This is a genomic window from Empedobacter sp. R750 (genome assembly GCF_030324345.1).
Lineage (GTDB): Bacteria > Bacteroidota > Bacteroidia > Flavobacteriales > Weeksellaceae > Empedobacter > Empedobacter falsenii_C.
Window position 1 is genome coordinate 80,600 of sequence record NZ_JACAGF010000009.1, and the last position, 23,988, is coordinate 104,587.

Annotated in this window: 21 protein-coding genes; 9 read left to right on the forward strand and 12 right to left on the reverse strand. The window is 30.7% G+C overall.

Annotation, left to right across the window (positions count from 1 at the left end):
- Window position 1: 1 nt before the first annotated feature.
- The 3 genes from HXZ74_RS10570 to HXZ74_RS10580 form a co-directional block, all read right to left on the reverse strand.
- The gene (locus tag HXZ74_RS10570; protein ID WP_280049542.1) at window positions 2-1,453 is read right to left on the reverse strand and encodes an MATE family efflux transporter; all 1,452 of its coding nucleotides are present in this window, start codon (window positions 1,451-1,453) and stop codon (window positions 2-4) included.
- A 149-nt stretch (window positions 1,454-1,602) separates the two neighbouring features.
- Window positions 1,603-3,762: a carbohydrate-binding domain-containing protein gene (locus tag HXZ74_RS10575; protein ID WP_280062159.1), complete on the reverse strand. Its 2,160-nt coding sequence runs from the start codon at window positions 3,760-3,762 to the stop codon at window positions 1,603-1,605.
- Window positions 3,759-4,247, reverse strand: a complete 489-nt coding sequence (locus HXZ74_RS10580; RefSeq protein WP_280062160.1) for a T9SS type A sorting domain-containing protein — start codon at window positions 4,245-4,247, stop codon at window positions 3,759-3,761. Before HXZ74_RS10580 ends, HXZ74_RS10575 begins: the two co-directional genes overlap by 4 nt.
- A gap of 191 nt (window positions 4,248-4,438) precedes the next feature.
- Between HXZ74_RS10580 and HXZ74_RS10585 the strand changes: the two genes are divergently transcribed.
- The 3 genes from HXZ74_RS10585 to HXZ74_RS10595 all read left to right on the forward strand — a co-directional run bounded on the left by HXZ74_RS10585 (window position 4,439) and on the right by HXZ74_RS10595 (window position 6,630).
- Entirely contained in the window at window positions 4,439-5,404 is a 966-nt protein-coding gene (locus HXZ74_RS10585; protein WP_286475294.1) for an NAD(P)H-dependent flavin oxidoreductase, read from the forward strand.
- Between the two features lie 8 nt (window positions 5,405-5,412).
- On the forward strand, window positions 5,413-6,282 hold the full coding sequence (locus HXZ74_RS10590) for an acyl-CoA thioesterase (RefSeq protein WP_286475296.1): 870 nt from the start codon (window positions 5,413-5,415) through the stop codon (window positions 6,280-6,282).
- A gap of 84 nt (window positions 6,283-6,366) precedes the next feature.
- Window positions 6,367-6,630, forward strand: coding sequence for a hypothetical protein (locus tag HXZ74_RS10595; RefSeq protein ID WP_115001096.1), 264 nt, complete (start codon window positions 6,367-6,369; stop codon window positions 6,628-6,630).
- Here the strand turns inward: HXZ74_RS10595 and HXZ74_RS10600 are convergent.
- The 4 genes from HXZ74_RS10600 to HXZ74_RS10615 form a co-directional block, all read right to left on the reverse strand.
- Window positions 6,624-8,210 carry an efflux MFS transporter permease gene (locus HXZ74_RS10600; RefSeq protein ID WP_125349254.1) on the reverse strand — a complete coding sequence of 529 codons (1,587 nt, stop codon included), beginning with the start codon at window positions 8,208-8,210 and terminating at the stop codon, window positions 6,624-6,626. The genes HXZ74_RS10595 and HXZ74_RS10600 overlap by 7 nt on opposite strands.
- A gap of 497 nt (window positions 8,211-8,707) precedes the next feature.
- Window positions 8,708-10,270: an MFS transporter gene (locus tag HXZ74_RS10605; RefSeq protein WP_115001100.1), complete on the reverse strand. Its 1,563-nt coding sequence runs from the start codon at window positions 10,268-10,270 to the stop codon at window positions 8,708-8,710.
- Window positions 10,271-10,274: 4 nt separating this feature from the next.
- Complete coding sequence (locus HXZ74_RS10610) at window positions 10,275-11,321, reverse strand: HlyD family secretion protein (protein WP_280037837.1); 1,047 nt, start codon at window positions 11,319-11,321, stop codon at window positions 10,275-10,277.
- A gap of 2 nt (window positions 11,322-11,323) precedes the next feature.
- Window positions 11,324-12,655, reverse strand: coding sequence for a TolC family protein (locus HXZ74_RS10615; RefSeq protein WP_260391946.1), 1,332 nt, complete (start codon window positions 12,653-12,655; stop codon window positions 11,324-11,326).
- 161 nt (window positions 12,656-12,816) lie between these two features.
- Here HXZ74_RS10615 and HXZ74_RS10620 point away from each other — a divergent pair, with 161 nt between their 5' ends.
- From HXZ74_RS10620 to HXZ74_RS10630, 3 genes are all read left to right on the forward strand, one after another.
- On the forward strand, window positions 12,817-13,629 hold the full coding sequence (locus HXZ74_RS10620) for an AraC family transcriptional regulator (protein ID WP_038336064.1): 813 nt from the start codon (window positions 12,817-12,819) through the stop codon (window positions 13,627-13,629).
- Between the two features lie 15 nt (window positions 13,630-13,644).
- Window positions 13,645-14,172 carry an NADPH-dependent FMN reductase gene (locus HXZ74_RS10625; RefSeq protein ID WP_286475298.1) on the forward strand — a complete coding sequence of 176 codons (528 nt, stop codon included), beginning with the start codon at window positions 13,645-13,647 and terminating at the stop codon, window positions 14,170-14,172.
- 90 nt (window positions 14,173-14,262) lie between these two features.
- Window positions 14,263-14,808 (forward strand): NADPH-dependent FMN reductase, encoded by a 546-nt coding sequence (locus HXZ74_RS10630; protein ID WP_286475300.1) that lies wholly within the window; start codon window positions 14,263-14,265, stop codon window positions 14,806-14,808.
- 61 nt (window positions 14,809-14,869) lie between these two features.
- On the opposite strand, the gene HXZ74_RS10635 is transcribed toward HXZ74_RS10630, so the two are convergent.
- Window positions 14,870-15,286: an OsmC family protein gene (locus HXZ74_RS10635; protein WP_038336062.1), complete on the reverse strand. Its 417-nt coding sequence runs from the start codon at window positions 15,284-15,286 to the stop codon at window positions 14,870-14,872.
- Between the two features lie 124 nt (window positions 15,287-15,410).
- Here HXZ74_RS10635 and HXZ74_RS10640 point away from each other — a divergent pair, with 124 nt between their 5' ends.
- Both HXZ74_RS10640 and HXZ74_RS10645 read left to right on the forward strand, forming a co-directional pair.
- The gene (locus HXZ74_RS10640; RefSeq protein WP_180904698.1) at window positions 15,411-15,788 is read left to right on the forward strand and encodes a VOC family protein; all 378 of its coding nucleotides are present in this window, start codon (window positions 15,411-15,413) and stop codon (window positions 15,786-15,788) included.
- Window positions 15,789-15,805: 17 nt separating this feature from the next.
- Entirely contained in the window at window positions 15,806-16,273 is a 468-nt protein-coding gene (locus HXZ74_RS10645; protein ID WP_180904699.1) for a DUF6265 family protein, read from the forward strand.
- Here the strand turns inward: HXZ74_RS10645 and HXZ74_RS10650 are convergent, their stop codons facing one another.
- The gene (locus tag HXZ74_RS10650) at window positions 16,274-17,467 is read right to left on the reverse strand and encodes a Pycsar system effector family protein (protein ID WP_286475302.1); all 1,194 of its coding nucleotides are present in this window, start codon (window positions 17,465-17,467) and stop codon (window positions 16,274-16,276) included. It lies immediately after the preceding gene.
- A gap of 24 nt (window positions 17,468-17,491) precedes the next feature.
- Between HXZ74_RS10650 and HXZ74_RS10655 the strand changes: the two genes are divergently transcribed.
- Window positions 17,492-21,214 carry a metallophosphoesterase gene (locus tag HXZ74_RS10655; RefSeq protein WP_286475304.1) on the forward strand — a complete coding sequence of 1,241 codons (3,723 nt, stop codon included), beginning with the start codon at window positions 17,492-17,494 and terminating at the stop codon, window positions 21,212-21,214.
- A gap of 33 nt (window positions 21,215-21,247) precedes the next feature.
- Here the strand turns inward: HXZ74_RS10655 and HXZ74_RS10660 are convergent, their stop codons facing one another.
- Genes HXZ74_RS10660 through HXZ74_RS10670 form a run of 3 tightly spaced genes read right to left on the reverse strand, consistent with a single transcriptional unit; the run spans window position 21,248 to window position 23,983 of the window.
- Entirely contained in the window at window positions 21,248-21,661 is a 414-nt protein-coding gene (locus tag HXZ74_RS10660; protein ID WP_286475306.1) for an SRPBCC domain-containing protein, read from the reverse strand.
- Between the two features lie 3 nt (window positions 21,662-21,664).
- Window positions 21,665-21,787, reverse strand: coding sequence for a hypothetical protein (locus tag HXZ74_RS10665; RefSeq protein WP_286475309.1), 123 nt, complete (start codon window positions 21,785-21,787; stop codon window positions 21,665-21,667).
- A 15-nt stretch (window positions 21,788-21,802) separates the two neighbouring features.
- A complete protein-coding gene (locus HXZ74_RS10670) occupies window positions 21,803-23,983 on the reverse strand; it encodes a hypothetical protein (protein WP_286475312.1) in 2,181 nt (726 codons plus the stop codon).
- Window positions 23,984-23,988 lie beyond the last annotated feature (5 nt).

Here is a 23,988-nt window from a genome sequence, read left to right on the forward strand (position 1 = left end):
TTTATATGTTTTTTAATTTATCTTCTAAAATTATTTCTGTATTAGGATTTTCCCTAATCATTTTCTTCGTTTGACGATTGTAACGAATCATCAAAAACACTGCCGAAGCTGTTAATCCAGTTCCTAAACCAATCCACATTCCAAACGCACGCATTTCGAAAACAATTGCTAATACTACACCAATCGGAATTGCGATTAACCAATATGATATAAACGTTAGAATAGAAGGAATTTTAACATCGGTCATTCCTCTCAAAGCACCTAATAATACCAATTGAACGCCATCTGACATTTGGAAAAGCGAGGCAATAATTAATAATGATGCAGCTAAATTGATAACGTCTGGATTGTCTAAATAAATTGTTGGTAATTGATAACGGAAAATAATGAATAAAATTCCGCACAAAATCATAAATGATAATACCATTAAAATACAAGACCAACCTGCTTCTCGTAAGGTTTTGTAATCTTTTAAACCTAATTGATTTCCGATACGAACCGTTGCTGCAACTCCAATTCCTGTACACATCATAAAAGTTGTGGAAGCTAAATTTATCGCAATTTGATGCGCTGCTAAATTTACTTTAGCTAATTCTTGATCTGCAATAGAATTTGTAAATGTATAACCGCAAACAAAGGCTGCCAAAGAGAATGCACTCATTTCGAAGAAAGAAGTTAACGCGGTTGGAATTCCAATTCCAGCAATTTTTCTGAAAATAGCTTTCTGAAAATTACTTGCCTTAAATTGAACTTCTTGTAATACAGATTTCGTTTTCTTAAAATTAAATAAAACAAGAATTAAGAAAATCATCATTACCAAACGCGCAACGAATGTTCCCCAAGCTGCACCAGCGACTTCTAAACGTGGGAATCCCCAGTTTCCATAAATCCAACCATAATTTAACGTAATATTAATCACGTTACTCAATACAGTTGCAATTGTAACAGGAATCGTTAAAGATAAACCTTCTGATAATTGACGAAACGTTTGAAAAATCATCAACGGTATCATCGAAAATGTCATAATCGTAAGATATGGAATACATTTTTCTACTACATCAGCGGGTTGTCCCATGTAGAACATCAGCGGTTTTAGGAATGTAATCAATAAGAATAAACCGATTGATAACGTAATATTTAAGACCAAACTGTGCGAAAAATAATTTGCAGCCATTTTTTTATCACCTTTCGAATCTTCTGCTGCAATCAATGGTGACAACGCAAAACTAAATCCGAAAGCAAATACTAAAACTGCAAAAAACAATGAATTTCCTAAAGAAGCTGCTGCTAGAGCTGTTTTACCCAAAACCTCATCTTCTATATTATCATATTTTCCACCTAAACCACCAACCATAATGTTATCAATAATGTTGACAGAAATTTGCCCCATTTGAGTAATCATTACAGGAAATGCTAATTTGATATTACGCCTTAAATGCTCTTTTAATTCCAATTTATTCTCTATTTACAATTGCAAAGATACAGCAAAGGTTTTGCTTCTACATTTAGAAATTGTGATGTAATTTAAAATTAATCAATAAAAAAAGATCAAAATAAAATTTTGATCTTTTTTCTATATCAGTATATTTCATTTAAATCGTTTTACAACGAAACAGTTGTCAACATAGTACTAACCGTAAATGATTTTGTTGTGCTTCCTTCAGTCACTGTTCCTCCCACAATATACCCACTTGGAGATTCTGTTCCTCCAGAAACTGAAGCCCCTTTACTAATTGTGTAACTTCCGTTTATAATCAAAGGATCTGTGATTAAAATAGTAACTGAATTACCATTTCCATTAGAAGAAAAAGCAGGAATTCTATATGTTAAGATTCGTGTTCCAGTAGAACTTTTTAGATTAATGATTGTTGATGTATTATTGGTAAAAGTTGTTGTGATTTTTATTGACCGTTGCGTACTTACATTCGTTGTAGGATTACTCGTTGCTCCACCCGTACCTATTATTGTACCTCCAGTTATTTTGAATGTATTATTATCACAATCAAAACCTTCTTCTGGTGATCTGGCTCCGTTTGAAACTGTAAACCCTCCATTTATAGTAAGCGTTCCATTACTATCAATCCCATCATTTCCTCTTGCTTTCACCCATGTATTTCCTCCATTAATTATTATAGCAGTAGCTGCATTAATTGCATCATCATAGGTTTCAATATTAATTATTCCATCATTAATTGTAAGAATTGCTTTACTTTCCAAACCTTCTCCTCCGTCTGCATTTTGTGTTCCTTTTATTGTTATCGTTCCACTATTAACAGTTAAATTACCATCTGCTTTTACAGCTTTAGGATTTGCGTAATCTGCATTATTACCAGATCCTGATACAAGAAATCTTTCTCCAGATGTTGTAATATTTAGATTTAACAAAGAATTATCTTTATTTAGCTCTCCTATTGTAATATTACCATCAGCCGAAATCCCTTTTCCTCCATTACCAGAACTTGTAGTTGTAATATTTCCTCCGTTAAGATAAATATTAGTATCAGCTGTTATAGCAGTAGAAGCATAAGAATCTTTTATTCCGCTTTCATTTACATAAACGGCACCAGTCGCAGCAGTTTTAATATTTATTGTACCTCCATTAATAATAATTTCTCCATCAGCAGAAATTCCTTTTCCTCCTTGAGAAGCAGAGGTTAACGTAAAATCATACGTTCCTGAATTAATTGTAATATTTTTGTCCGACTTTAATACTGTTCCATACGATGGATCATATCCACTTCCAATTGCTTCAAGAATTACTTTACTACTTATAGATGCTGTAATATTTGCATCTGATATATTAATATTTTGATTCGATTTTATACCTTTTGAAGCAGCACCTGAAATTGTTAAAACAATTGTACCTCCTGAAATATCAACATCTGCTGCACCATTTTTTATTGCTTTTACATCATCTGAAGTCGAAACAATATCAATATTTCCATTAGAAATAGTTATTTTCCCATCGCCTGCATCAATTCCGTCGCTTAAAGAATTTACTTTCAGATTTCCATTAATCATTGTAAAACCTTCTGAATGTAATCCATCGCTAACAGCAGTTTCAACAACAATATTTCCATTATTTACAGTAATCAAAGAACTCGAATTTATTCCATGCTTTTTATATCCTTTGATTGTTAAATTTCCTGTATTTTCAAAAATAAGCGCTCCATTACTTGTCACTACACCAGAATTACTTCCACTAGTTCCATCTATTAAAGTATTTTTAGAATTTTGTTTTACATCAATAGTTGTTGTTTTCTTTCCACTAATCGAGACTGCGGCTCCGTTTGGATTTGTTAAATTCAAATTATTAAATACTAATTTTGAAGACAAATCAGTATTAAGCGAAAAAGAACCATTTGATGATGTTCCGATTAAATTATAAACCAAGTTTGTAATTCCTGCAGTAGAAGTTGCCGAAACTATTCCTCCATTTACAGAAATCACAACGCCTTTATCATTATACGGATTAATAATTGTTGCGTTTTCTAATCCATTATAAATCACAAAAATTTCTCTTTCATTTATAGGATTAGTATCAAAGGAAATACTATCAATAAATGATTTCTGAATTTCAAAAGTTGACACAATTGAAGATTCTTTAATATTAACAAATTGATTCGTTAACTTGATACTATCAACTTTAGTAATTTCGGATTTGTAGATTGTGTTTCCTGCATAATGAACATTAATATTATGCTGAGCTTTTACTCCAAATGGAATCAAAGCAAGAATAAAAATCAGTAAAAAACTTCTCATTTCTTTATTAATTTTAAAGTTGAACCATTCACTTTTACAAAATAAATCCCAGGTAATAAATTTGATACATTTATTTCTTCATCTTTTTTGTAGACTTTAGATAAGACTAATTGTCCCGCTGAATTATAAATATTTAACGTAGATTTTGCTTCTTTAGAAGAAATTTTAAAATAATTAGTTGCAGGATTTGGATAAATGATGATTTGTTCTCTATTCTGCTTAATATCTTCTACTGCTAGAGAATTTTTAAACGTAATCTTAGAAATAATTGAAACTGGAATATTAATTTCAGTACTTTCAAGTGATGTTTTAATGATTAAATTATCATTTGAAAAAAATAATTTTCCAGAATCTTCAACAGCATATTGTTGCTGGGTTCCTGTATAGTAATTGATAACTATATTTGTTTGTGCGAGAGCATTATAACTTACAAACAAAAAAATCGCAAACAAGAACCTAATTAGAAATTTGTTATTTAGTTTCATATATAGTGTTTTGTCAAAACTAAAATTTCAATTATTCATTTCTAAATTTAATCGGTAAACCGTTAAAATTTGTCGGTAAATATTTTCTATAAAAGAACGTTAAATTCATTTTTTCTATTAAAAACTTCTAGATTTTCATTCTAAATTATCCTTATATTGCATCCTATACCACATCAAAAAAAAATTTTAGTATGACCCTACAAGAATTTAAAAATAGTTTAGATTTACCTTTAATCACTTCTCCTATGTTTCTTGTTTCTCGAACTGAATTAGTTGTAGAAGCTTGTAAAAATGGTGTTTGCGGAACTTTTCCTTCTTTGAATGGAAGAACTTCCGAAGATTTCGAACAAATGTTAATTGATATCACTTCTCAATTAAAACAATTTGAAGAAGAAACAGGTAAAAAAGCGGCTCCATTTGGAGTGAATTTAATCGTTAACAAAACAAACCCTCGTCTCGAAGGTGATTTAGCTTTATGTGCAAAATATAGAGTACCACTTATTATTACGTCACTTGGCGCTGTAAAACAGGTTGTAGATGCAGTTCATAGTTATGGAGGCTTGGTTTTTCATGATGTGATCAAAAAACGTCATGCCGAAAAAGCTGCTGAAGCAGGTGTAGACGGAATTATTGCTGTAGCTTCTGGTGCTGGTGGACATGCTGGTACGGCTAATCCTTTTGCTTTGATTGATGACATTCGTACTTTTTATGATGGTTGTTTAATTTTAGCAGGCGCGATGAACAACGGAAATGATATCTTAGCAGCCGAAAATATGGGTGCTGATTTTGCATACATCGGAACTCGTTTTATTGCGACAAAAGAAGCGTCTGCTGATCAAGATTATAAAACAATGTTAGTCGATTCTACTTTCGAAGATGTGATGTATACAGATGGAATTTCTGGTGTAAATGCAAATTTCTTGAAACCAAGTATTATTCATTCTGGAATTGATTTAGACGAAAAGAAAGAAGAAGATTTTTCGAAATTAATTGGAGGCGATGGACATAAAGCATGGAAAGACATTTGGTCTGCTGGACACGGAGTTTCTGGAATTCATGATATTATTTCTACCGAAGAATTAATCAATCGAATGAAAAATGAATATAAATGTGCATTAGAACAAAATGTGCAGAAATTAAATAATTTGAAATTTTAAACTTAATAATGAAAACTACTCAAGAACTCATCGAATTAATTTCTCTCAAAAAACTAGAAGAAAATTTATTCGAAGGGAAAAGTTCTTTTATGGGAAGTCCAAATGTTTTTGGAGGACAAGTTGTAAGTCAAGCTTTGCACGCGGCGTATCAAACTGTTCCTGCAGATCGTTTTTGTCATTCCCTTCACTCCTACTTTATTTTACCTGGACATTTAGAAAAACCTATCTATTTTGAAGTAGCAAATCTTCGTGATGGAGGAAGTTTTAGTACGCGTGTTGTTACAGCAAAACAAGACAGTGTGCCTATTTTTGTAATGGCTTGTTCTTTTCAGTTGAAGCAAGAAGGTTACGAACACCAAGAGGAAATGCCTGTTGTAACGCCTCCTGAAGAATTAATGAGTTGGAACGATGTCGCAGAACAATTTGGTTCGGTTTTACCAAAATCAATAATGCGATTTGTCTTAGCAGAGCGTCCATTGGATTTTAAACCTGTTGAATTTGTCAATCCTTTTGAGAAAAAAGATTATCCAAATTTTAGTAATGTTTGGTTAACTTTTAATGATGTTCCAAAGGATTTACCTTTACCTATTATTCAGCAATTAATTGCGTATAGCTCTGATTACAATTTGTTATCAACAGCGATAAAACCACATGCCTCTAAAGCTCATTTTGGAAATACGCAAATGGCAAGTTTAGATCATTCGATTTGGTTTCACAGAGAACCAAATTTGCATGATTGGATATTAGTTAATGTTGAATCTCCAAGTGCAAATGACACAAGAGGTTTTACAAGAGGAAATTTATTCAATCGTTCTGGTGAACTAATTTGTAGCGTTGCACAAGAAGGTTTAATCAGACCAATAGTAAAAGATAAATAATGAAAAAAGCTAACCAATTGGTTAGCTTTTTTGTTTGAATCTATTTTTAAATTTGATTTTACTATCTTTAATAAAACAATTAAGATGAACAAAGAAAAACCTTTGAGCGAATTAACATTAGAAGAATTAAATGATAAAAGAAAAAAAGTTAATAAACTTAATCTTAGCATTCAAATTCCTTTATTACTCATTGCAATCGTTTTATTAATTCTGAAGATGACAAACAAATATGATATCAATGTAACATTCGTTATTTTATTATCATGTTCTGTAACTTTTATTCCTCTTATAACAGGTTTAGCGAAAATAAATGCAGAAATCAATACCAGAAAAAAAGCGAATCAATGAGTTTCTTTTCTCTTTTTCCTAAGATGTAAAACATTTTTGATTGGATTATAAATCATAATAAAAACCATCATTACAATTCCGAAATAAAATAAAGTTCTAAAAATTTGAATATCTGCAATCAACAAGGCTTGGTTATACAATTGAGATTTCAGATTACTTGCTGTCAAACTGATAGATTCATTTACTAAATGAGTTGTATTGTGTTTATTGAATAGATTATTCCATTGTTCTTGAAAAATCGTATTGGTAATATCTAAATTTTTCGTCATCAAAAATTGATGTTTAGTCGTCAAGAAAAGAATTGCATTTTGCATAATCGAAAAACTAATTGTCGACGACCAATAACGCATTGCAACTGCTGCTTGCATAGTATTCATAGAAAAATTAGCATGTACAGAACATACCATATATTGCAAAATTGGCGCAAACAACATTCCTTGTCCCATTCCTTCCATCAACAATGGCGGAATAACTGCATTCGGACGAGTATCTGGAACCAAAATGTAACTAAACCACAACATAGCAAACGTTAAACAAAAAAAACCTCCAAAAAACACATACTTATATTGCGTTTGAAATTGTGTAATGATGTAATAAGCAAACAATGCTCCGATATAAATTCCGGCACAATTATAATATTGTATTTGCAAAACAAACTCCCAATTCCATTTCCAAACAACATTCATAACTTGATAAATGTTACTCATACTCGATTTGAAAATATAAAATGTAAAAAACAACAACATACCTACAATAACTCTTTCGGAACGAAGAATCTCGAAATGAAAAATCGGTTTTTTAGACGTTAATTGTTGCAAAATAAATAAGCCTGAAAAAATAAACATTGCAGCAAACGCAATAACGATATAAAGCGATTCGAACCAATAATATCTTTTACCATAAATCAATAAAAAAGCTCCTGCTATTAATGACATCATCATCAAAAAATAACCCGCCAAATTTAACTGATACAATGGTTTTTTGGGATACAATCTACCATGACTAAAGAGAAAAACATAAATCAATAATGATAAAACATGAAAAAAGATGACAGTATAAATCACCATATTGAAATTATAATTTTCGATGGCAAATTTTACAATAGAAGTCGTGTATTTATCAGCCGTCATCATAAATCCATACAAAAAAGTATTTCCTAATAATCGTCCATATTCGCCTTTTATACGCGACATAATTAGCGGAACAATAATACATCCTTCGAGATAAGATGTTGTCCCTTGTATCACACGAAGTAAATAAATCAATTGCGTATTTGTTGTCAACGAAATTATTAACATTAATACAATATTGATAATAGTCATAGACAATAAATAAGAACGAATATTAAAGAACTGAAAAAGCCGTTCGTTAATAAAAAGTCCACAAACAATTGTAGCGTAAGCCAAAGAAAAAATGAATTGTAAATCGTCTACATCAACATCTAGAAATGAAGCTGTAAATATACTATTCATATTGAAAAGTGAGAGAATCATCACATGCGGAATCAACGCGGCAATGAGAATTGGAAGCACCAATTTTTCTGGTATCCATTTCTTGAAAATGGGATGTTGATTGTGCATTGAGTTATTTATTCACTTTTACAATCAAGTTCAAAACATTCATTCGAAAGTTTGTCTAATTAAAAATATTTTATTGATTTCGTGATTATCTTACCTAAAAAGTAAAAAAAGGAAGCTGCCTGAGAAAAGTCAAAAGGCTAAAATGTGATTCTGAATAATAAATCGTTAAAATACGATGATTCATTTTTATAAAAATATAACAAATTTAAAATCAATAAAATACAACTAATATTTATTAAAACAATTAATCATTTTTCGTTTGATTTATTTTGATGGCAAAAGTAAGTGTTGTCTCAGAAAAACAAGTTGATTATTTAAGAATAAAATTTGTTCATTTAAGCCATTTATAAATTTAAAAAACTTTAAAATATGACCTTTCTACAGGATAATTTTGATAAAATATTCATTTTAAAAAATTTGTCATAAAAAAAAAACGTACTTGATTCTATTAAATCAAATACGCCAATTAAATAAAAAAGTAATATATAAAAATTATTTTAACGATGTAAAAGTCTATTTTTTATCGGTTGATAAAGAATTACAAAAATCGCAGCGATAATTCCCACAACAAACAATGTTCGGAAAATCTCTATATTACTAACCAACAAAGCTTGGTTATACAATTTTGCTTTTAAAGCTGCGGCAGTAATACTTTCTGCTTCGTTTGGAAGATGACTCGCAATATTTTTATTGAACAAACTATTCCATTGCTGTTGGAAAATCGGACTCGTTTTGTCTAAATTTTTGGTCATCAAAAATTGATGTTTAGTCGTCAAGTATAAAATTGCATTTTGCATCAGCGAAAAACCAATTGTTGTCGTCCAAAAACGAATCGCCGTACCTGCTTGCGCCGCACTACCAGTAATAGAAGGATGTACAGAACCTGTAATATACAACACTAATGGCGTAAAAATAACACCTTGCGCAATTCCTTCTAATATCAGCGTTGGCGCTACTGCCTCGACTTTTGTATCTGGATAAAACAAGTAACTAAACCACAACATGCTCATGGCTAAAAGTACAAATCCAAGAAAAAATATTTTTCTAAAATCAACTTTATTTTTAACCATGAAAAATGAAAATACAATACCAATGATGGAACCTGCTACATTAAAATATTGAATCTGCAACACATATTCCCATTGCCATTTCCAAACTGTTGACATGACTTGGTAAATATTGCTCATCCCAGCACGCAAAGTATAGAAAACAAAAAACATTAATATTCCTAAAATGACACGTTCTGATCTGAAAATCTCAAAATGAAACAAAGGTCGTTTGGCTGTTTTTTGATGCAATAAAAATAAGCCACTAAAAACGAGTGTTGATGCAAATGCTGTGATAATAATTGGCGATTCGAACCAATAATATTTTTTCCCATAAATCAAGAAAAACGCGCCAGAAATTAGGGAAATAATCATCAAGAAAATTCCTCCTAAATTTAATTGATACAATGGTTTTTTAGGAAACATTCTGTTGTGATTAAAGAAAAATACATAAATAATTAATGCTACAACATGAAAACTCATAATCGTATACACCATCATATTGTGGTTATAATTCTCAATCGCAAACTTCACGATAGAAGTCGTAAATTTATCACCTGTTAACATTACGCCATACAAAAACGAATAAGCAATCAATTTTGAATGTTCACTTTTAATATTCGACATAATGATTGGCAACAAAATACAACCTTCGAAAAGCGATAAAGGTCCTTGAATAAAACGCAGAATCAAAATCAATTCTGTATTTGTCGTTAATGTCATTCCAAACAATACCAAAATGTTAAGCATGGTCATTGTTAGCAAATAACTTCTGATATTGAAAAAGTGAAAAAATCGAACGTGAATAAATAAGCCACAAACAATAGTGGCATACGCCATCGAAAAAAGGAACTGCAAATCGTCGACCTCCAAATCCAAAAATGATGCTGTAAACGTACTATTCATGTTGAATATAGTCAAAATCATCAAGTGTGGAAATAGCGCAAGGATAAAAATTGGCACAACCAATTTTTGCGGAACCCATTTATTAAATATTGAATTTTGTTGTGACATTTATTTAATTTACTTTTTCTGCGGAAACATTTACATTCATTCCGGTACGTAATTTTTCGTTGTTTTTAGACTCTTTCAGAATTATTTTTACAGGAAAACGTTGTTCAATTTTCACGAAGTTTCCTGTAGCATTATCAGGTTTAATCAAAGCAAACTCAGACCCAGAAGCTGGCGAAAGTGATTCAATTTTTCCTTCAAACTCAATGTATTTGTAGGCATCAGCTTTTATAATAACTGGTTGATCCAAATCGATTTCTCCAATTTGCGTTTCTTTAAAATTTGCAACAATCCATTTCTCTTTCGAAACTACTTGCACCAAGGCCTGCCCTTCTTTTATTAACTGACCTTCTTGTATATTTTTTGTTCCAACCCAACCATCGTAAGGTGCTACAACATAGGTATATGAGAGAATAAGTTTAGCATCGTTCAATTGGGCTTTTCGTTGTAAAATTTGAGTTTTTGCAGGCGCAACTTTTGTTTGTTCTGCAGACGCACTAACATTCACGGCATTACGTTGTTGTTCCAAAGCACTCAAACTTGCTTTTGCTTGTTTATATTTCGCTTCAACTTCTTCAAACTGTTGCACGGTTGCAGCATCTTCTTGCACTAAATTTTTGAAACGATTATAATCTTTTTCAGTTCTCCAAACCTCTATTTTAGCAGCTTCTATATTTGCATTAACAATATTAACATCACTTGATTTTGTATCTACCGCTTTTTCATATGTTAAAACAGATTGCGAAGTCGATTCTAAATTTGCTTCTGCAATATCAATCTGGTTCTGAAATTCTCTATTGTCAATCACAACAAGCGTATCACCTTTGTGTACAAATTGATTTTCTTCGAAATTTACTTTTTTGATAAAACCAGAAACTTTACTCGAAACTGGCGTAATATATTGTCGCACTTGCGCGTCATTTGTATTGACATGTGAACTCGAAAAGAAATAAAACCAAGCTACTGCAGTGATTCCTATGATAATAAAAATCCAAGCAATCGCAGAAAGCGTTCTATTCATTCGTTTTTCTCCTTTTGTCTGTTGTTTTCCCATTTTTATAAGTTTCCTAAAATGTATTGTAATTGATAGTATTTTAATTGTTTGTTAATTTGCAATGAAATCAAATTCGATTGAGCTTCTAAATAAGCGTTATCCGCATCGATAAGTTCTGTAATCAAACTCAATTTGTTGATGTATTTTGTTCTAACAATTCGATAATTTTCTTTGGCTTGACCAATTGCTTCTTCCGCAATTTTTATTTTATCGATCGATTCTTCTAATCGTTTATTCGCTGCAAAAACATCATGTCGAATTTGTTCTTCTTTCTCTTCTATTTCTAATTTTGCAATTGAAATGTTACGATCTGCGATTTGCATTTTTTGTTTATTCTTGAAAAAATTACTCAACGGAATCGAAACATTTACACCAACAGAACCAAATCTGTACAAATATTCTTCTGGTGGAAAAAACATAAAGTTTGGATAATTATATCCATATTCCGCTCCAGCAGTTATTTTTGGTAATGTATTAGCTTTGGTAATTTTCTTATCAATTTCTTTCAAATTCAAATCATCTTTCGCAATTTTCAAGCTTTCACTTTGATCTATTGCTTCCAAAATCATTTCATCAACCAAACCCAAATGCTCTTCATTTGTAAACAAATCATTGGTGTCAATATGCATTTCTTGATTTTCTGGTAAGGCTAAAATTGTTTTGATTTGATGTTCAATAATCGAAATTTCATTCGCCAATTCTGTAAAAGACATTTTATGATTTGACAATTGCAATTCTGTTCTCAAGACTTCGTTGTAGGTTACCAAACCATTTTTTTTCAAGGATTCTGTTTGTTTAATCACAACCGAATCTTCTCTCATTTTATCTGAAATTAACTTTTGTTGTTCTTGCAAATGCAACGCTTGTAAATAAGCTGTGATGATTTGCATTCTCAATTCTCGTTCATCTTTTCGAACTTGCAGTTTCGAAATATTAGTTTCTATTTCAGATTTTTTCTCATCATTTTTTAATTTACCACCTAAATAAATTGGAATTTCTGCCGAAAGTGTAAAATCGTATTTTACTCGAGGAACAGCATATTTTGTAGAAGGTTTTAGAAAACCGTCTTCATATTGGCGTAAATTACTCAAAACATGAAAACCAGTATGAAAGTCTACATCTGGCAATTTCTCATTTTTAAGATCTTTCTCTTTTAATTCAGCAATATTAGTTTTTAAAGCGCTAATTTGTAATTTTTTATTATTTTGAAGTCCAATTTCAATTGCTTTGCTTAATTTCAGTTGGTTATAGTCTATTTCATTTTGAGCATAACTCAACCCACTCAGCATTAACAACAATGTAAGCAACTGATATTTAACGAATTTAAATATCATTTTGTATTATTTATAAGTCTGTTATTGATTTTTAGTGATGCAAAGTTACATTCAAAACACCTTTACCCTCTTGATAAAAAAAGAAAATAATTTGCTCATTTACGCCAAAATAAAGTAATTTGCAAAAGCAAAAATATTTCACTTTATAAAAGTATAAAACAATGTTGTTTGATCAGTTTTTTTTTAACGAAGTTGACAAATCTAAAGTCCATTTTTACATACAACATGCACATTTAGATACGATAGGAACGCGCGTACATGAACACAAAAAAGCACAATTATTATATGCAGAAGGCGGAATTGTACATGTTTTTGTAAACGACAAACATTGGTATTTGCCTGCGCGTTGTTTTATGTGGATTCCTGCAAATACGCCACATTCTATCTTAACGAATAGTAAAACAGGCGATTTGTATAACTTTTATTTCAAGACCGAAAAAGAAGAAAACGATTTTTATTCGATTACAAATATTTATTACACGAATGAGTTGTTAAGGGAAATGATTTTGTACACCAAAAATTGGAGTGGATCAATTTCGGAAAAAGATCCTGCAAAATATGATTTTGTAAAAGCCATACGATCTATTCTACCCGAAATGGAATCGAACAAATTACCTGCTTTTATTCAGCATCCATTTCCAAAAGATCAGAAACTGATTGATATTGCTCGATTTTTGATGAAAAATATCGAGAAAAACTATACAATAGATGAAGTTGCGCAACAATTTGGTTTGAGCACGCGAACATTATCTCGAAAATTCAAAGATAATATGGGAATTAATTATGTTCGATTTTTACGCGCATTACGTATCACAAAATCATTGGAATTGATTGCTGAAAATAAATACAATATGTACGAAATCGCAATGTTAGTTGGTTATAATTCGTTGTCATCTTTCAGTAATATTTTTCAGAAAGTTTCAGGAATTCGACCAACGGAATATGCGCAATTATTACACACAAAAAAACAATAACTTAAGATAAAAACTATGATTATTAAAGCTTTTGCTGGTAGTAACAGCTCTACTTCTATCAACAAACAATTGGTAACTTATGCTACTTCATTTTTAGATGAATTTGAAATTGAAATTTTAGATTTAAACAATTATAATATTCCAACTTTTGACATCGATATTGAAAAAAGAGAAGGCTTTTCTGATGAAATAAAACGTTTTTATCAAACTTTGATTGATACAGATGTTTTATTGATTTCTTTAGCGGAGCACAATGCAAATGTAACCGCGGTTTTCAAAAGTTATATGGATTGGTGCTCAAGAATTAATTATAAATTTCTTGAAGGAAAAAAGGTCTTCGTTATGAGTACATCTCCTGGTGGTTATGGAGCTAAAAACTCTTTAGAAATAGGTTCTAAATTAATTACAAAATTGGGAGGTGACATTTTAGTCGATTTCTCTTTGCCTAAATTCAACGAAAATTTTGCAGAAGATAAAATCACTAATGAAGAATTAAACAGAGAATTGATTCTTAAAATTGATGAATTTAGAAAAAAAATATAAGTTTTTATCTTTTCCTAACATAGGTCAATAAAATTTATGGTTGCTTGCAATAACTTTGCTTCATCAAAAATGAAAATACTCAATAAGAATATGAAAATTTTAGCTTTCGCTGGTAGTAACAGCAAAAAATCAATCAATAAAGAATTATTAAATTATACATTAAATCAAATCGAAAATGCAGAAATCGATTTAGTTGACATCAATGATTTCGAGATGCCTATCTATTCTATTGACCGTCAATTAGAAAATGGATTTCCACAAGAAGCGCAGGATTTTTACAATAAAATCAAAGATGCAGAAGGTGTTGTAATTTCTTTGGCAGAACATAATGGAAACTTTTCTGTTGCATTAAAAAATATTTTGGATTGGGTTTCTCGTATCGAAATGCCATATTTGAAAGATAAAAAATTGTTGTTATTAAGTACATCTCCAGGTGCTTATGGTGGAGGAAATGTAATGGAAGTTGCAACAAAATATTTTGGAATGTTTGCAAGCGGAGAAATTGTAGCAAGCACAACTTTCCCATCTTTCAACGATAATTTCCAAAATAACGAAATTGTAAATGAAGAATTTAAAAATAAAGTATTAGCGCAAGTTAGTATCTTTCAAGAAGCTTTAACTATTGTTGAAGCTTAATTGAAAATGTATGTATTAAAAAAAGGTCTTTCGAACGAAAGACCTTTTTTTTGTTATCAATTTAATTCACATTTATCTCGTAGGTGATATCAATCCCGCCATTTGCAAGCATATCATGTACACTACAATACTTCTTAACCGCTAATTCAGCAGCTTTATTTGCTTTATCTAAATCAATATTTCCTTTTAAGAAAAATTTGATGTGAATATTCGTGAAAATATTTGGAATTTCATCTCTACGTTGACCTTCAACTTCAACTTTAATATCTTCAATTTCTTGGCGTTGTTTCTTCAAAATCTCATTCAAATCAAAAACACTACAACTTCCCAAAGCAATCAAAACTAACTCCATCGGGCGAACTCCTTTTCCTTCTCCTCCAATAGATTCTGGTCCATCAATATTTACTTTTACTGAAGAACTTGGTGCTGTCGCTTCATAGTGAGAAGCCTGATTTACTCTATTTAATTCAATTTTCATCTTATTTCTTTTAAAGTATAAAAATAATCATTCTCAAAAGATTTATTCTAATATTTGATTGAATAATGATTTTCTGAATAAATTTTCACTAAATTTAAATTCAATTATAGAAAATTTACCACAGATGAATAGCATTGTATATTTTGAAATTCAAGCAAATGATCCACAGAAATGCATGACATTTTATGAAAATGTTTTCGGATGGAGTTTTTTAAAACAAGAAGGTTTACCGCTCGAATATTATCGTATCAATACATCTGGAATGGAGGGAGGAATGTTTAAGCGCCCTGCCGAAACACCTCCTCTAAATTGTGGTACAAATGCTTTTACATGTACCATGGAAGTAGAAAATTTTGATAAAACTGCTCAAAAAATCCTGGAAAACGGAGGAATAATAGCTATGCCAAAATTTGCAATTCCTGGAATGTGTTGGCAAGGTTATTTTTTGGATACAGATAACAATGTTTTTGGAATTTTTGAAGTTGATAGGCACGCGAAATAAAACTGAAACACACCAATATGAAACAATTTACTTTTCTAATTTTATTTATTTTTTCGCTGAATTCTTGCGAATCAACTAAAACTTCTGCTGATAAACCAAGTTTTGATTTTTTGGTTGGAGAATGGATTAGGACGAATGAAAAACCTGATCGAAAAACGTATGAAAACTGGAAAAAAGTTGATAAAAATACTTTTTTAGGTTGTGGTTTTACTATCAAAAATAATGATACAATTTCGCAGGAACATCTTACTATCACAAAGATTGATGATAAATGGATATTGAAAGTTAACTTGGACAAAACTAAAAATGAGACAACTGATTTTGATTTGATCAATTCTGATAGAAATTCATTTACATTAGAAAATCTAGAGAATGATTTTCCTAAACTTATCAAATATTGGAAAGTTGGAAATCAGTTAAAAGCTGAGATTAGTAATGATGAATCAAGTAAAATTGCGTTCGATTTCGAAAAAGTAAAGAAATAATTAAGCAACATTTGTGATCATCGCGTAAGCAAACGTTAGAACGGATAAAATTGTTCCGATCATAAAAATTGTGTACGTGATGCTTAACAAACGATATTTTCTTTCCAAAACTTTTCCTAAATAATACAAATCTCTTGTCATAGAATTATATAAATAATCGCGGTCTTTCATAAGTTCTTGCATCGCTTCTTCGTAGGCATCAAGCGACATTTGATAAAAATTTCCGAAGAAAAGTAAATTCACTTTTTTGTTTTTTACATCTTCTTCGTTAAAACTTTCGTACGTTACATTTGGTTTAGTTGCTAAAATTGCAAAAATAATTGAAACAACGCTTGATAAAAGCATTACAATTGAAGGTAAAAGTAAATATTCATTCTTTGGACTTCCTAATTTTGGAACCAAAGTAGAAAGTGCAATCGAAATCACGATAGCATTTACAGACAATAAGATATTGGCTTTACTATCCGCAATATCGCTTAAACGAGTATGATTATTTAACGTCACACGAAAAAGTGTATCAACTCCACGTTCTGGTTGCTGAATTTTATCGTTTTTCTTTTTCTTAATTTCATACTTATTAGGAATATCACCAATCAACTCTATCTCTTTGATTTTGTTTTGTGTATAAATTAAGTTTTCTTCTTTTCCTTTTTGCCAATGTTTTTTTGCGGCATCTGTATAAAAATGATGAACATTTAGAAAGAAATTTCTATTTTCTAGATGCCATTCGTAGTCCGAAAATTCTTTGTGACAAATTTTGGCAATTTCATCACGTAACAACTCAGAAATCTTAGGATATTCGGTTTGTCCTAAATGATAGTTATCTGCATCTTTTACAATTGCTTCACCTATATTTTTCGGAACACTATTTAACGTTGTGATTAAAATATAATCTTGGACTTCGCTGATGTAATTTTCGTCGAAATTATGCTCGCTCAAATATTGTTTTGCAATATTTGCACTTTCGTTTTCATGACCTTGCACGGTTTTTGTATATCCCGTATCATGAAACCAACCAGCAATTAATAATTTCTCTTGTAAATCTGTAGAGATTTGTTCCTCCGCGCTCAAAGTTTTTATAGCTTCTACAACTTTTACAGTATGCATAAAATTATGATACGTAAAATCTAAAGAAAGATTATCTTTGAACAGATTGAAAACATAGTTTTCTATATCTAATAACAATTGGTTCATCACAAGTTTTTAACGCTTAAATGTATGAAATTATTACCAACACTGAACAACAAAAAATTGAATTATCCTTTTTTGGCTTTAGTAGGTTCTTGCCTTTATATGACATCTTGCGCTACGCAACATCCTCAATATGGGAGAAACATTAAGACAGAAAAAGTACAAAATGTAGAAGGAAATAAAATTCAATCTATCTATTTAATTGGCGATGCAGGAGATCTTGATCAACCAAAAAATAAACAAAATTTAGAAATTCTAAAAAATCAATTGGCGAAAGCTGACTCTTCTTCTTACCTTTTCTTTTTAGGTGATAATGTTTACGAAAATGGAATTGTAACAGATTCTACAAAAGCTGAATATACAACAAGTAGAGAAAAACTTCAATTTCAGATTGATTTAGCGAAAGAATTTAAAGGAAAAACTCTTTTTATTCCAGGAAATCATGATTGGCGAAATGGTGTAAAAGGATTAAAAGAACAAGAAAAATTAGTCAAAAATCAATTGGGTAATAAAAAAGCTTTTTTACCAAAAGATGCGTGTCCAATTGATAAAATAAATGTAAATGATAGCATCGGAATTATTGCGATAGATTCTGAATGGTATTTGCAAGATTGGGATAAACATCCTGGCCTGAATGAAAAATGTGATATCAAATCACGCGAAGCTTTCTTCGAAGAACTAGAATCGCAATTGAACAAATATCAAAACAGAACAACTGTTATCACGATGCATCATCCGTTATATTCGAACGGAACACATGGTGGACAATTTGATTTCAAAAAACAGTTTTATCCATTAGGAGATAATTTCAAAGTTCCATTACCTGTAATTGGATCTTTTATCAATTTACTAAGAAGTACAACAGGTCTTAGCCCTCAAGACGTTAATAATTTCAAATACAGAGAGATGGCTTCTCGTATTGCAACGCTTATCGAAAATAGAAATAATGTAATTGTTGTTTCTGGACACGATCACAACTTGCAATACATTCAGCAAAACAATGTCAAACAAATTATCAGTGGTTCTGGTTCTAAAAAAGAATCGGCAAAAGCGGTTGGTAAAAACGATTTTTCTTACGGAGATAATGGTTTTGTTGTCTTAGATTTGTATGATAATGGTGCTTCTAAAGCTAATTTCTATGGTTTTAAAGACGGTGGAATCGAATTATTATTAGCAAAACAAATTACAGAAAAGAAAAAGGAATATTTGGCTCAAGTTTATGATGACAAAAAAATGCCGAAAACGAAAGAAACAAGTGTATATCCATTAGAAGATACACGTAAATCTGATCCGTATAAATTCTTTTTTGGTCGCCATTATCGTCGAACATATGGTCAAACAATTACTGCTAATACCGTTAATTTAAGTCAGCTAAATGGAGGTTTAACCCCTGTTAGAATGGGCGGTGGACATCAAACGCAAAGTTTACGATTGGTGAATGCGAAAGGTGAAGAATACAATATGCGATCGGTGAAGAAAAGTGCCACGCAATTCATTCAGCAAGTTGCATTTAAAAATAAATATGTTGCAGATGAGTTTGAAGATTCGTTCACAGAAAAATTTTTGATGGATTTCTATACAACCAATCATCCATATTATCCACTAACAGTTGCTAATTTGATGAAACCGATCAATATTATGCATTCTACGCCAAAATTATATTATGTTCCGAAACAAGAAGCCTTGAAAGAATATAATGAGAATTTTGGTGATGAATTATACATGATAGAAGAGCGACCAATGTCTGGATATCAAGATGGTGTTTTCGGAAAACCAAAAGATATTGTTAGTACAGATGATATGTTGGCTGCAATTCACAAAAACAAAGATGTTGTTGTAGATAAACAAGCCTACATTCGTGCACGACTTTTTGATATGTTAGTTGGTGATTGGGATCGACATTCTGATCAATGGCGTTGGGGCGTTTACAAAGAAAATAATCAAACTATTTACAAACCAATTCCACGTGATAGAGACCAAGCATTTCCACGTTATGACGGACTTTTCTTTCATTTGATTATGAAAATTCCTCCGCTTAGACATATGCAAGATTACAAAGATGATATCAAAAATGTAAAATGGTTCAACAGAGAGCCTTACCCGTTGGATTTAGCCATTTTAGAATCATCCGATCTTGATTTATGGAAAAAAGAAGCAAAATATATTCAAGATAATTTGAGTGATGATTTTATCAAACAATCATTTGAATTAATTCCTGAAGAAACAAAACAAGAATATGATCAAGAAGTCATTAATAATCTTATTGCTCGAAAATCTAAATTAGAAAAATTCGCTGAAGAATATAATAAAGTTCTTCGCAAATTAGTCATTCTGAAAGGAACAGATGAAGATGAAGATTTTGTGATAACTCGTTTACCAAAAGGAAAAACAAATGTAAAAATCTATTCAGGACAAAATCGAACTTTAATTCTTGATGAAGATTTTGATAAAAAAGAAACGAAAGAAATTCGTTTATATGGATTAAACGGAAAAGATAAATTTAAAGTTGAAGGAAAACCGAGCAATGCTATTTTAGTTCGAATTATTGGAGGAATTGACGATGATGTGTACGAAGTAAAACGTTCGGCAAAAGTAAAAGTATATGATTACGCTAACGGAAGCGATGCATCTGAATCTACCTTTTTAACGTCGAAAAATTTTGTCAACGATTACGAGGTTAATACATACGATTACAAACAACCGATGTATAATTTCTTTACTATGTTACCTAATATTGGCTACAATCCTGATGACGGAATAAAAATTGGTTTATCGCCAACCTACACTGTCAACGGTTTTGATCGTAAACCATATTCGCAACGTCACAATTTGCAATTAAGTTATTATTTTGCGACAAGCGGTTGGGATGCCAAATACAAAGGAACGTTTACAAAAGCTTTGGGTAAATGGAATTTAGATCTTAATGCAGCTTACACTAGTCCGACTTATAGTACAAATTTCTTTGGTTTAGGAAACGAAACCGTGAATAATCAAGAAGAAATTGGAATGGATTATAACCGTGTTCGATTAGAAAGTTATAGTATTGGACCGTCTATTTTCAAAATTATGAATAACAATGGTCGTTTAGATTTTTCTGCGATATATAGTTACAAAAAAATTGAAGAGAATAAAGATCGTATCGTCGAAGATTTACCATCAATTAATAGAGACGTTTTCAAAGGACAACATTTCGGAGAAATTGGAGCCAAATATTTGTTCAAAAATTACGATAACGAATCATTACCAAAATTAGGCATGACATTTTTAGCTAATGCGAAATGGATTTCTAACTTGACAGATTTTGAACGTAATCATTTTTACACAGAACTTAATTTAGGTTTTACGCACAAAATTTCTGCAAATGGAAGATTAACAGTTGCTTCTATGCTAAAAGGTAAAGCAGTTTGGGGTAATTTTATGGAATTCTACCAAATGGCTAATTTAGGTGGAGATCAAGATTTACGTGGTTATCGATTAGGTCGTTTTGCTGGAGACAAAGTTTTCTTACAAACATCTGATTTACGATTTGATGCTTTACGTTTCAAAGCCGTTGTTCCATTGCGATTAGGCGTTTTTGTTGGAGCTGATTATGGACGAGTTTGGTTAAACGGAGAAGACTCAAATAAATGGCATTCATCTATGGGTGGCGGACTTTGGATAAACGGAGCACAATCTATTACCGCAACAGTTTCATACTTTAAAGGTGAAGATCCAGGGCGAATCGTTTTTGGATTGAATTTCGGATTTTAACATATAAAAAAATAACCTTCAAAAATTTGAAGGTTATTTTTTTTGTACATATTTCTTGATTGCTTGCATCATATTTATCCACGCATTTTCTGAATGTGAGCGTTCAAAATCATCCGCAAAATCTTTTCCTTCAATTGATAGATAAGTAAAATTACCTGAAGATTTTAGATTAAAAATCACTTCAATCTCATGGTTTGTATTTTGTTTTTTATAATTATATCGCAAACGTTCATTCTCCATAATAGATGTAATCAAAGCTTCATCTACCAACGTTTCATTATTTTTTAGCGTTACAAACTTTATCTTCTCTCCTACTTTCCATTCGTTACAAGTCATTTTTATGTTTTCAAAACATTCATTAAACGCTCGTTCATCTGTCAAAACTTTCCAAATATTTTCGGCAGTATTATCTATCGAAATATTAAGCAATACATCATCTTTTTCCATTCTTTATTCTTCTATTTTAGTATATTTTTCGAGTTTATTTTTATAATTAATCGAAACTCTAATTGCTTGCAAACCACTTATACCCTGCAAATCATCAATTTCCAAATATTCAACATCTTTTTTCAAAAAATTCTTATCAATTTATAAATTGATATAATTTGAGTATTCTTCTTTTAGGATATCTTCGGTATAAATAATACAAATTTTGTGTGGCAAATTGATTCGTTCATTTGTCCCTTTCACAAAAGCTTTACTCAATCTTTTCTTGATTATTTCATATTTTGCATTGTTGTATCCATTAACATCAAAACGTTTCTCATCTAATTTGAACAAAATATCTAAAGTGGTATTCGTTGCAAAAATCAACGAAGCAACCTCAACTTTTAATGGTGTTTTTTTCTGAATTTCTTTGTAAGATTGTTCCAAAGCTATCATCGCTTGTAGTTGCCAATATCTAATTTCTCGAATATTTTGATAGGAGAATTTTTTGAACGGCGCAATACTTCGTCCAACATACAAATTATAATCAATTCCATCTGTCTTGAAACGTTCGTAATAATGCGGAAATACACCTTGAGCATCTTTCTGAAAAGTATCTAATTTGTTCGACAAAAGTGAATTTGTCATTACAATTGTTTGGTCAAATTTTTTGCGATCAACATAAAATAATCCCGTTGTAGAATCTAATTTTTTTAGATATTCTTCGATAATCGATTTCTCATCATCCTTTACATATTTGGGAATTTCAGGATGAATATGCAACGTAATGTAATCAAATAATTCACTTTCGAAATAGATTTTATCTACATTATCTATTCGTTGCAAAAAATCAGTCAAATCGTCACTATAATCCAAAAATTTATTCTTTTTTGTACGATTATATAACTCGTTACAAATCAAAATCAAGTAATTAATCTGATTAGTATAATCCATTTTTAAACATTGATTTCGAATCACTGACGAATTTCTCACATCCAATTCACCATAAATTGGATATACATTTTGAAAAGAAATCTGCGATTTTTGTTTTCTGTTTCCCGGATGCAATATGTGTTCGCGAGCTTTTTCTCTAAATTTCCAATCTACACTTGGATGCAACGACGTATATTCGGTTTGTATATAAGCATTGATTTGATTCTCAAACTCTACCGTATAACGGTAAATAGATTCTTCTAAAAGAGGCGTGATTTCGCGCAAAAGGTTTGCATTAATTCGATTGAAAACTCCAGCTTCTTTCGAGCCTATTTCTAAAATACCTAAATGAGATTTTCCGTTTTTCAATGGGTAAAGAATCAAACTTTTCAAACCAGATTCATTTGCCATTCTCAACATTTTATCTTGCGGAAACTTCTCCAAAGCAGCGTCAATATTAGAAACAACATAATAATCTGATTTCGATATTTTGTTCTCTAAATCAGCACAAAAAATTTCATTCAGTTTTATTTTTTTATGATTATCAATCAATAAACTATCATTCAATTGTAATAAATGACTAATTTCCAATTGATTTTTATCCGAATTATAAGCCGAAAAACCGACTTCTAAATTATTGATTCTAAAAATAGATTTTAATGCAGAAATAATATCATTTCGAACAATATTAAAAGGTTCTCCATAAGATAATAATTTAGATTTTAAGTTAGAAAGTGCAATTTCAGTCGTATTATCAAAAAATGAAACAAGATTAAACCCTTTTGCAATCCACGATCCAATTGGAATTTTTCTCATCCACAAAGCTGTATCTTCATAATTATTCAACAACTCTTCAATTTCATCTTCGGTTAATTTAAATTTATCTTCGGATGGATAAATACGAAAATAATCATGGTTTATATCAGTCCCAAGATAAATTCTGTAGCCATTTTGATTGTCTATCACCAACTGATTTGATAAATTAAAATCTAAATTTTTATGATAATATTTTGATAAGATGAAGCAACAACAAAACTTATATAATGTATCATAATCTAAATCTTCAAAATTGAATTTTAGTCGTGATTCATTATTATCAATCAACTCTTTAAGTCGATCCGTTGCAAAAATAAATTTATCTGAAAAGGGAAAAGTTATCGCTTTTAAATTATATTTTACAAATGGGTTTGGAATAATTTTCTCAATAATAGGCTCAACATCTTTGATAATTTTCTGAAAATCTTCAAATGTTTCAACACCATTAATCAACTCTGGTCGAGTAGCTTTCAGGTATTCTAGAAAAGCTTTAAACTCTCCAAAATTGTATTCAGATCGTTCTAATTCTTCAATCAGAGATTGGAACGAGTAAATAATTTTGATGGGTAATTTATCGATAAAATTTTCTTTCATATATG

Coding starts and splice junctions, on each gene's coding strand:
- HXZ74_RS10575 (WP_280062159.1), bottom strand. CDS start 3,762: ATGAGAAGTTTTTTACTGATTTTTATTCTTGCTTTGATTCCATTTGGA.
- HXZ74_RS10580 (WP_280062160.1), bottom strand. CDS start 4,247: ATGAAACTAAATAACAAATTTCTAATTAGGTTCTTGTTTGCGATTTTT.
- HXZ74_RS10585 (WP_286475294.1), top strand. CDS start 4,439: ATGACCCTACAAGAATTTAAAAATAGTTTAGATTTACCTTTAATCACT.
- HXZ74_RS10590 (WP_286475296.1), top strand. CDS start 5,413: ATGAAAACTACTCAAGAACTCATCGAATTAATTTCTCTCAAAAAACTA.
- HXZ74_RS10595 (WP_115001096.1), top strand. CDS start 6,367: ATGAACAAAGAAAAACCTTTGAGCGAATTAACATTAGAAGAATTAAAT.
- HXZ74_RS10600 (WP_125349254.1), bottom strand. CDS start 8,210: ATGCACAATCAACATCCCATTTTCAAGAAATGGATACCAGAAAAATTG.
- HXZ74_RS10605 (WP_115001100.1), bottom strand. CDS start 10,270: ATGTCACAACAAAATTCAATATTTAATAAATGGGTTCCGCAAAAATTG.
- HXZ74_RS10610 (WP_280037837.1), bottom strand. CDS start 11,321: ATGGGAAAACAACAGACAAAAGGAGAAAAACGAATGAATAGAACGCTT.
- HXZ74_RS10615 (WP_260391946.1), bottom strand. CDS start 12,655: ATGATATTTAAATTCGTTAAATATCAGTTGCTTACATTGTTGTTAATG.
- HXZ74_RS10620 (WP_038336064.1), top strand. CDS start 12,817: ATGTTGTTTGATCAGTTTTTTTTTAACGAAGTTGACAAATCTAAAGTC.
- HXZ74_RS10625 (WP_286475298.1), top strand. CDS start 13,645: ATGATTATTAAAGCTTTTGCTGGTAGTAACAGCTCTACTTCTATCAAC.
- HXZ74_RS10630 (WP_286475300.1), top strand. CDS start 14,263: ATGAAAATTTTAGCTTTCGCTGGTAGTAACAGCAAAAAATCAATCAAT.
- HXZ74_RS10635 (WP_038336062.1), bottom strand. CDS start 15,286: ATGAAAATTGAATTAAATAGAGTAAATCAGGCTTCTCACTATGAAGCG.
- HXZ74_RS10640 (WP_180904698.1), top strand. CDS start 15,411: ATGAATAGCATTGTATATTTTGAAATTCAAGCAAATGATCCACAGAAA.
- HXZ74_RS10645 (WP_180904699.1), top strand. CDS start 15,806: ATGAAACAATTTACTTTTCTAATTTTATTTATTTTTTCGCTGAATTCT.
- HXZ74_RS10650 (WP_286475302.1), bottom strand. CDS start 17,467: ATGAACCAATTGTTATTAGATATAGAAAACTATGTTTTCAATCTGTTC.
- HXZ74_RS10655 (WP_286475304.1), top strand. CDS start 17,492: ATGAAATTATTACCAACACTGAACAACAAAAAATTGAATTATCCTTTT.
- HXZ74_RS10660 (WP_286475306.1), bottom strand. CDS start 21,661: ATGGAAAAAGATGATGTATTGCTTAATATTTCGATAGATAATACTGCC.
- HXZ74_RS10670 (WP_286475312.1), bottom strand. CDS start 23,983: ATGAAAGAAAATTTTATCGATAAATTACCCATCAAAATTATTTACTCG.